Source organism: Shewanella sp. 10N.286.45.A1, from assembly GCF_041470405.1.
GTDB lineage: Bacteria > Pseudomonadota > Gammaproteobacteria > Enterobacterales > Shewanellaceae > Shewanella.
The window spans coordinates 6,483-7,237 of sequence record NZ_JBFRMK010000023.1; the positions used below are offsets into that span (position 1 = coordinate 6,483).

1 protein-coding gene is annotated in these 755 nt (G+C 39.7%); it reads left to right on the plus strand.

What is annotated here, in order from left to right:
• Positions 1-203 precede the first annotated feature (203 nt).
• A complete protein-coding gene (locus AB4238_RS02110) occupies positions 204-641 on the plus strand; it encodes a DUF3069 domain-containing protein (protein WP_372030902.1) in 438 nt (145 codons plus the stop codon).
• Positions 642-755: the final 114 nt, after the last annotated feature.

The following is a 755-nucleotide window of genomic DNA, read 5'->3' on the forward strand; positions in this document are numbered from 1 at the left end:
TAATTTAGCTCTAATTTAGTTTGAGTTTAGCTAACTTGTAACGGTTCAAGAAGAGCTTTTGTAGCGAACGCATGAGTGTTTATCCTAAAAATGATCCGTTTTGCTTTTCAGTGAACAGATCTGTATAACACCTGCTCACTTGTAGTGTTAAATGAGCGTCCAGATGACTCTGGGCGTCGATAAATTGTAATTGAGAGCTAAACATGACAGAAATTAATGCAGATTACCGTGCTCGTGCAGAACTGGTGGCTTTAAATGTATGTAATACCGTTATGCCGATGGATCAGATCCCAGAAAATTTACTGGAAGCTTACGCTAATCTTTGTAATGAATTAATTGAAGATACCGATCTTAAATTCAATAGTGGTTGGGATGCATTACCTGCTAGCGCAAAAGCGTTGCTTCCAAAAGAAGATTTTCACGGTTTTTATATTGCCAATGCATGGTTTCAGTTGAGTAGAGTCGCTCAGGACATTGCCGAGATGGCCGACACCGATGACGAAATCGCAGAGAAAGAGTACAACGGCATTTTCACTCGTCTATCAGATGCATCATTAAAAGAGAGTGTTCGAAAGCTTAAGAAGTCGCGTACCGACCGTTCAATGCTCAATAGCATTAAAGCGGTTATTGAAGGTAAGTAAGTGCTTATAGCAGAGTGTATTTCGCTGTAATCGATTACAGAAAAATAAAGGGGTATGCGCTAGCATAGCCCTTTTTTATTGTCTGGGTTAGAAAGTACTAGGGCTGTTGATCTT